This is a genomic window from Pseudomonas sp. HY13-MNA-CIBAN-0226, from assembly GCF_040310305.1.
In the GTDB taxonomy this organism is placed as follows: Bacteria; Pseudomonadota; Gammaproteobacteria; order Pseudomonadales; family Pseudomonadaceae; genus Aquipseudomonas; species Aquipseudomonas gregormendelii.
In genome coordinates this window covers 1-233 of record NZ_JBEOPS010000673.1, presented here as the reverse complement: position 1 = coordinate 233, position 233 = coordinate 1, and the positions used below count along the sequence as shown (strand labels likewise).

Here is a 233-nt window from a genome sequence, read left to right as displayed (position 1 = left end):
CTACCGAATGGTTAGCTTCTAGCCCTGCATAGAGATCACCGATCAGTCGTTGATAAGCAGAATCGGCAACATTAAGCCCACCGGTGCTGGACTCCCCAACAGAAACTCTAACTGCCCCAAAAAAGCCCTTAGCTCCATCTATAACAGCTTCCACTGTCAGCTCTCCCGCGCCTCTGCTACGACTGCGCCAAAGCGCAAGCTCTGTTTTAAAAACAGTTAAATAACGATCAATC

Annotated in this window: 1 protein-coding gene; it reads right to left on the bottom strand. The window is 48.9% G+C overall.

Annotated features, from left to right (window positions below; genetic code table 11):
• A partial coding sequence (locus AAEZ05_RS30380; RefSeq protein ID WP_350650399.1) for a hypothetical protein occupies positions 1 to 233 on the bottom strand: 233 nt, incomplete at both ends.